Raw genomic sequence first — 6983 nt, 5'->3', positions numbered from 1 at the left:
GCGACCCGCAGCACGCCTTCGCGGGGACCGTGGAGGAGAGCGGCGACCTCGACGCGGCGGCGCGCGCCACGATCGAGGCCGCCGACACGTTCTTCGTGTCGTCCTACGCCGAGCAAGACGGGCATCGTCAGGTCGACGTCTCGCATCGCGGCGGCAAGGCCGGCTTCGTCCGGGTCGCCGCCGACGGCACGCTCACCATTCCGGACTTCGCCGGCAACCTCTTCTTCGCCACGTTGGGCAACATCCTGCTCACCGGCAAGGCTGGCCTGGTCTTCGCCGACTTCGCGACCGGCGATCTGCTGCAACTGACCGGCGACGCCGACATCGTCCTGTCCTCGCCCGAAATCGCCGCCTTCCAGGGCGCCGAGCGGCTGTGGACCGTCCGGCCGCGCCGGGTGGTGCGGCGGCGCGGCGCGCTGCCCCTGCGCTGGAGCCTCCGGCCGGACGGCTGGTCGCCCAATTCCCTGATGACCGGGGATTGGCGCGAGGCCGCCGACCGGCAGCTTGCCGCCGACCTCGCGACGCGGTGGCGCCCGTTCACGGTGACGCGGATCGTGGACGAGAGCCGGACGATCCGCTCCTTCCACCTCCTGCCGGCGGACGGGGCCGGGCTCGTGCCGCACCGGGCCGGCCAGCATCTGCCGATCCGCGTGACGCTGCCCGGACAGGACAAGCCGGCCCTCCGTACCTACACGCTGTCGGTCGCGCCCTCGGACGCGGTCTACCGGATCAGCGTCAAGCGGGACGGCGCGGTGTCCCGCCACCTGCACGAGACCGTGCGGGTGGGTGACGGGATCGAGGCGCGCGCACCAGCCGGCGCCTTCACCATCGACGCGCAAGGCCAGCGCCCGGCCGTGCTGCTTGCCGGCGGCGTCGGCATCACGCCGCTCCTGGCGATGCTGCGCCACGTCGTCTACGAGGGCCTGCGGACCCGCCGCGTCCGGCCGACCGTCCTGGTCCAGGCCGCCCGGTCCCTGGAGGACCGCCCCTTCGCCCGCGAACTGGCGGACCTCGCCGCCGCGGCCGACGGCGCGGTGCGGATCGTGCGGGTCCTCAGCGAGCCGGACGGCGCCGTCGCGGGCGTCGATTACGACGTTGCCGGCCGGATCGACATGGCGCTGCTGGCCCGCCTCCTGCCCTTCGGCGACAATGATGTCTATCTCTGCGGTCCGCCCGCCTTCACCCAAGCGCTCTATGACGGTCTACGCGGCCTGAACGTCGCCGACGACCGCATCCACGCCGAGGCGTTCGGCCCCTCGTCGCTCGCGCGCAGCGGGCTGGCCGCGCCGGAGCGGCCGGCGGCCTCGGCGGAGCCGGTCGCGGTCGCCTTCCTGGATTCCGCCAAGGACGCGCGCTGGACGCCGGAATCCGGGACGCTCCTTGAGCTTGCCGAGGCCCGGGGCTTGAGCCCCGCTTTCAGCTGCCGGGCCGGCAGCTGCGGGTCCTGCAAGACCCGGCTGCTGGCCGGCGCCGTCACCTACGCCAAGGAGCCCACGGCGGCAGTCGCGGCGGACGAGGTGCTGATCTGCTCGGCGGTCCCGGCCGCGGGCAGCGGCCCCGTCCACCTGGCTCTGTGAGCCTGCCATCGACCCCGCCGGCTTGGTCCGGCACTCTGCCCCACCCGCGAATCCTGGAAAACCCAGAGGAGAATCCGATGTCCCGTCCCCCGCTGCCGCCCTTCACCGAGGAGAGCGCGATCGTGAAGGTCCGCCTCGCCGAGGACGGCTGGAACGGCCGCGATCCGGCCAAGGTCGCCCTCGCCTACACCCCGGACACCCGCTGGCGGAACCGCGCCGAGTTCCTCAACGGCCGCCAGGAGGTCGAGGCTTTCTTGACCCGCAAGTGGAACCGCGAGCTGGATTACCGCCTGATCAAGGAGATCTGGGCCTTTGCCGGGAACCGCATCGCGGTGCGCTACGCCTACGAGTACCACGACGACAGCGGCCAGTGGTTCCGCGCCTACGGCAACGAGAACTGGGACTTCGCCGAGGACGGCCTGATGCACACCCGGCATTCGAGCATCAACGAGCATCCGATCCGGGACGGCGATCGCAAGTTCCACTGGCCCCTCGGGCGCCGGCCGGACGACCATCCGGGCCTCAGCCATTTCGGATTCTGAGACGACGGGCGCCGTCTCGCCGGCCCGCTGTGGCGGAGGGCTGACGCCGCGGCGCCAGGGGGGGAGCGATGGACCGCCTACAGGCCATGCACATCGTCGCGAAGGTCGCCGAAACGGCGAGCTTCGCCGAGGCCGCGCGGCAGCTGCACATGAGTCCCCCGGCGGTGACGCGGGCGGTGGCGGCACTGGAGGAGGCCATCGGCGCCCGGCTGTTCGTGCGGACCACCCGTTCGGTGACGCTCACCGAGGCGGGCAGGCGCTACGACGAGGATTGCCGACGGATTCTCGCCGACATCGCCGAGGCGGAGGCGGCAGCGGCCGGCTCCTACGCCACGCCCTCCGGCGCGCTCGCGGTCACGGCCTCGGTCCTGTTCGGCGGGATGCACGTCCTGCCGATCGTGACCGAGTATCTCGACCTCTACCCGACGATGACGGCCCGGACCCTCTTCGTCGACCGGCAGGTCAACATCGTCGAGGAGGGCATCGACGTCGCGATCCGCATCGGCCACCTGCCCGATTCCGGCTTCGCGGCGGTCCGGGTCGGCGCGGTCCGGCGCGTCATCTGCGGCGCGCCGGCCTATTTCGCGCGGCATGGGATCCCGGCGACGCCCCAGGACCTGAAGCACCACCGCATCGCCATGTCGACCGGGGCCTGGGCCTCGACCGAGTGGCGATTCGCGAAAGGTCAGCGGGTGACGGTCCAGCCCGCCCTCCTGAGCAACACCAACGAGGCCGGCATCGCCACGGCGCTTGCGGGCTGGGGGCTGACGCGGGCCCTCTTCTATCAGGTCGGCGCCGCCGTGCTCGACGGCCGGTTGCAGGTCGTCCTCGCCGACGACGAGGAAGCGCCGCTCCCTATCCACGTGATCCATCCCGAGGGGCGGCAGGCGCCCGCCAAGGTGCGGACCTTCGTCGACCTCGCCGTGGCGCGGCTGCGGGCGAACCGCCTGCTCAACCCGGCCGATCCGCCGGAGACGGACGTGGCGCAGGCCGGTATCGCCTACGAGGCGCCGCGCTCGCCAGCGGCGGGCCGCAGGATGACGCCGTAGCCGTCCTCGGCATCGCCGATGAAGCGAATGCCCTCTCCTTCGAGCACCAGGCGGATCGCCTCCAGGGTGCGCTGGCGGGGCTGGACCTGCTCGCTCTCGATCATGTTCAGGGTCACCACCGAGACGGCGGCGCGGCTCGCCAGAACCCCTTGGGTCCATTTGAGAAGCCCGCGCCCGGCGCGGATCTGTGCAGCGACGATCATGATCCCGAGATGGGCGAAACTGAAAGATTTTTCAAGTTTCGGCTTGACGGTCCGGCGGCGGCGCCGTATCCACACCCCATCGCCGGTGCGGGCCGGACGATGCTCGGTTATCCCTTCCACGGATCCCCCCGAGCCTCACCACGACACGCCCGCACCACCCCGCAAGCCCCGTTCGGACGGAGCCAGGCATGAATATGCACGACGATAACAGCGTCGCCGCGTTCGCCCGTCCCGGGATGATGTGGCCGTTGCGGTCGCTCGCGGAACGCGCCAGCCTCAAAGGCTGATGGCGATGGCCGGTTTCGCGAAGCCGGCAGATTTTCCGAGAAGACTCGACATTGGAAGACTCGACCTTGTCTGACGGCCCTGCGGGCCGGCAGGGGACGGTTATCGGGTAGAGCGCCACGGGCTTGCCTCGTGGAGGTTGCGGATTCGAATTCCGCCTGGGCTGCAAAGTCCCGGTCGCTCAGCAAACCCGTCCCCGACCTCACGCCCGCAGGACCGTCCGTTGGGACGGGACGCGCACTCTCGCGGCCGCGCGGGCCGGAGAGGGACGGTTATCGCTCATCCGGAGGTCGCGGGTTCGAGTCCCGCCGGGCCGCGAGGCTCGTAGCTCAGTCGGTCAGAGCATCGGAACAACCGTCCCTCATACCCACGACCGCGCGGCCCGGGCATCGCTGGCGCCAAGTTCATGAGGTTGTCGAAACACGATCAGACGCAAGATCTTTCCTCTCCGGCCGATCCCGCGTCTGATCTGTGAAGAATTCGTCCTGCGCCGCTCTGCGGCGCCGGACAGGACGAGTTCGGCCGTGCGGGCCGGACGGGACAGGTTATCTAGGTCGACAGAAAGGTCCGGGTTCGCATCCCGAAAGGCCGTGAGGCTCGACGCTCGGGGCCCGATGCACGGCATCCCGCGCATCGGGCGGCGAATCCGCGGCCATTCCGGAGACCATTCCGGCTCGAAACCGGAAGCACGACCGGTCCCGACACACACACGCCCGCACGGCCCCGTCCGTGACGAAACGACAGAATTCCGGCCGCGATCGGCACGGGGGACGGTGCCGCTCGGCCTCCTTCCCCGCACGCTCCCGCGCGCCGTCACGCGCCACCGGTCCGTGAAGGGCCGCGATGGAGAGAGGAGAGACGAGGAGGATCCGCCATGACGATCTACGCCAAGCTGGCCTCGCGCTGGCGCACCCCGCAGAGCGAGCCGATTCCCGGCACCGTGCGCAACAGCGCGGGCGGCTACGCCTTCGCGGTCGACGACTGGACCCGGCTCGCGCGCTTCCTGGTTCTCGGCTCCGAGGGCGGCTCGTACTACGCGACCCCGCGGGCGCTGACCGTCGAGAATGCGGCTGCGGTGCAGCGTTGCCTCGCCGAGGACGGCCTGCGGGCGGTCGCGGCGATCGTCGGGATCAGCGAGAACGGGCGGGCGCCGAAGCAGGACACGGCGATCTTCGCCCTGGCGCTGGCGGCGGCCTCCCCGGATCTGGCGACCCGGCGGGCGGCGCTCCAGGCGCTGCCGCGGGTCTGCCGCACCGGCACGCACCTGTTCCAGTTCGCCGCGTCCGTCGAGGCGCTGCGCGGCTGGGGCCGGTCCCTGCGCCGGGCGGTGGGGGCGTGGTACGGGGACAAGCCGGTGGAGGCCCTGGCCTTCCAGGCGGTGAAGTACCGTGCGCGCCAGGGCTGGACGCACCGCGACCTCCTGCGCCTCGCCCATCCGGAGACGGATGAGCCGGCGCGCCGGGCCCTGTTCGACTGGATCTGCCGCGGCCGCATGACCGAGGAGGTCCCGGAGATCGTCCGCGCCTTCACTGAGGTGCAGGCCGAGGGGATCGACGGGGCGGTGGCGGCGGCGCTGATCCGCTCGCACGGCCTGCCCTGGGAGGCGCTGCCGACCGGGCTGATGAAGAGCCGCGCGGTGAACGAGGCCCTGATCGAGCGGATGCCGGTCGGTGCCCTCGTGCGCCAGCTCGGCCGGCTCACCGCCGCCGGCGCGCTCGTGCCCTTCTCGGAGGGTACCGAGCATGTCCGGGCGGTGCTGGCGGACCGGGAGCGGCTGCTCAAGGCGCGGCTCCACCCGATGGCGCTGCTCCTCGCGCTGAAGACCTACGCCTCCGGGCGAGGCCAGCGTGGGCAGCTCGCCTGGGAGCCGGTGGCGGCGATCGTCGAGGCGCTGAACGCCGCGTTCTACACCGCCTTCCGGGCGGTGGAGCCGACCGGCAAGCGCCTGGTGCTCGCCCTCGACGTGTCGGGCTCGATGGGGGCGAGCCAGGTGGCGGGCTCCGCGCTCACCGCCCGCGAGGCGGCGGCCGCGATGGCGCTCGTCACCGCGGCGACGGAGGAGCAGTGGCAGATCCTCGGCTTCACCGCGGAGGACGGGCGGCCCTGGACCCAGGGCGCGGCCCTGACGCCCCTGGCGATCGGGCCGTCGATGCGGCTCGACCAGGCGGTGGCGGCGACGGCGGACCTGCCGTTCGGCGCCACCGACTGCTCCCTGCCGATGCGCTGGGCGCTGAAGCGGGGGGTCAAGGCCGATGCGTTCGTGGTCTACACGGATTCGGAGACCTGGGCCGGCCCGGTCCATCCGGTCCAGGCGCTGCGGAAATACCGGGAGAAGACCGGGATCCCGGCGAAGCTGGTAGTCGTGGGGCTCGTCTCCAACGGCTTCAGCATCGCCGACCCGGCCGATCCCGGCATGCTCGACGTGGTCGGGTTCGACGCCGCGGCGCCGGCGGTGATCGCGGATTTCCTCCGCGGGTGACGAGAGGGGGCGGCCCGGCAGGGCCGCCCCTTCGCTGAGCCGGCATGGTCGGGGCACCGTGCCGGATCGTCGGCTTGAGACGCACGCAAGACAATCGCCCGCCTGATGGCGTCACACTTTAGCCGGCCATCGTCGCGGCCGCTTCACCCCAAGACCATCCTTGGATTTGATTTAAAGTCTATCGACCCGCTGATCTTGCGCTTCACGGCCAAGCTTGCCTGCCAGATCGTTTCGTGCAGACTGCGCCGCACGCCGGACACGGTGCATGGACGGACAGACGACCCGACGCATGAGCCTGACGACTGCCCAGATCCTCGACCTCGCCCCCGACGCTGCGAGCCGCAAGGCCGGGCAGGACCAGGCCAAGCCCCCGAAATGGAGCAGCCTCGGCCGGGCCGGATCGGTGATCTGGGGCGAGATCAAGGGCAGCGGCGCCAGCCCCTACCGCACCGTCGCGGATCTCGCCGGGCCGGTCTCGAAATGCACCTGCCCGAGCCGGAAGTTTCCCTGCAAGCATGCCCTCGGCCTGATGCTGGTCGATGCCGCCGCGCCGCTCGCGGAGGCCGATCCGCCGGACTGGGTCGCCGCCTGGACCAAGGGGCGCGAGAGCCGCGCCGCCGCCGCCGAGACCAGGGCCGCCGAGCCGGCGAAGCCCGTCGACGAGAAGGCGCAGGCCAAGCGCCGCCAGGCCCGCGAGGACAAGGTCGCGGCCGCCCTCGACGAGCTGGATCTCTGGCTGCGCGACCTGATGCGGCGCGGCCTCGCCGCCGCCCGCACCGAGCCCTACGCCTTCTGGGACCGCATGGCCGGGCGCCTCGTCGACGGCCAGGCGCCCGGCCATGCGGTCC

At 71.8% G+C, this 6983-nt stretch carries 6 protein-coding genes and 1 tRNA gene; 6 read left to right on the top strand and 1 reads right to left on the bottom strand.

Annotated elements, in window-relative coordinates:
• From VP06_RS26265 to VP06_RS26255, 3 genes are all read left to right on the top strand, one after another.
• The coding region (locus VP06_RS26265) for a 2Fe-2S iron-sulfur cluster-binding protein (RefSeq protein ID WP_048466760.1) at window positions 1-1577 on the top strand (1577 nt) is incomplete at its 5' end.
• A 77-nt stretch (window positions 1578-1654) separates the two neighbouring features.
• A complete protein-coding gene (locus tag VP06_RS26260; RefSeq protein ID WP_048466757.1) occupies window positions 1655-2119 on the top strand; it encodes a nuclear transport factor 2 family protein in 465 nt (154 codons plus the stop codon).
• 68 nt (window positions 2120-2187) lie between these two features.
• Window positions 2188-3168: a LysR family transcriptional regulator gene (locus VP06_RS26255; protein ID WP_082167637.1), complete on the top strand. Its 981-nt coding sequence runs from the start codon at window positions 2188-2190 to the stop codon at window positions 3166-3168.
• Here the strand turns inward: VP06_RS26255 and VP06_RS26250 are convergent.
• Entirely contained in the window at window positions 3120-3371 is a 252-nt protein-coding gene (locus VP06_RS26250; protein WP_048466756.1) for a helix-turn-helix domain-containing protein, read from the bottom strand. The genes VP06_RS26255 and VP06_RS26250 overlap by 49 nt on opposite strands.
• A 538-nt stretch (window positions 3372-3909) precedes the next feature.
• On the opposite strand from VP06_RS26250, the gene VP06_RS36670 reads away from it, so the two are divergent.
• From VP06_RS36670 to VP06_RS26240, 3 genes are all read left to right on the top strand, one after another.
• Window positions 3910-3974, top strand: a tRNA-OTHER gene (locus VP06_RS36670).
• Window positions 3975-4530: 556 nt separating this feature from the next.
• Window positions 4531-6135: a TROVE domain-containing protein gene (locus VP06_RS26245; RefSeq protein WP_048466755.1), complete on the top strand. Its 1605-nt coding sequence runs from the start codon at window positions 4531-4533 to the stop codon at window positions 6133-6135.
• Window positions 6136-6424: 289 nt separating this feature from the next.
• Window positions 6425-6983: SWIM zinc finger family protein (locus VP06_RS26240; RefSeq protein WP_048466758.1), on the top strand; the 559-nt coding region annotated here is incomplete at its 3' end.

The sequence above is a fragment of the Methylobacterium aquaticum genome (assembly GCF_001043915.1).
Taxonomy (GTDB): Bacteria; Pseudomonadota; Alphaproteobacteria; order Rhizobiales; family Beijerinckiaceae; genus Methylobacterium; species Methylobacterium aquaticum.
Note: the sequence above shows the minus strand (reverse complement) of the source record. Positions and strands in the feature narration are given on the sequence as shown.

Coding starts and splice junctions, on each gene's coding strand:
- VP06_RS26260 (WP_048466757.1), top strand. CDS start 1,655: ATGTCCCGTCCCCCGCTGCCGCCCTTCACCGAGGAGAGCGCGATCGTG.
- VP06_RS26255 (WP_082167637.1), top strand. CDS start 2,188: ATGGACCGCCTACAGGCCATGCACATCGTCGCGAAGGTCGCCGAAACG.
- VP06_RS26250 (WP_048466756.1), bottom strand. CDS start 3,371: ATGATCGTCGCTGCACAGATCCGCGCCGGGCGCGGGCTTCTCAAATGG.
- VP06_RS26245 (WP_048466755.1), top strand. CDS start 4,531: ATGACGATCTACGCCAAGCTGGCCTCGCGCTGGCGCACCCCGCAGAGC.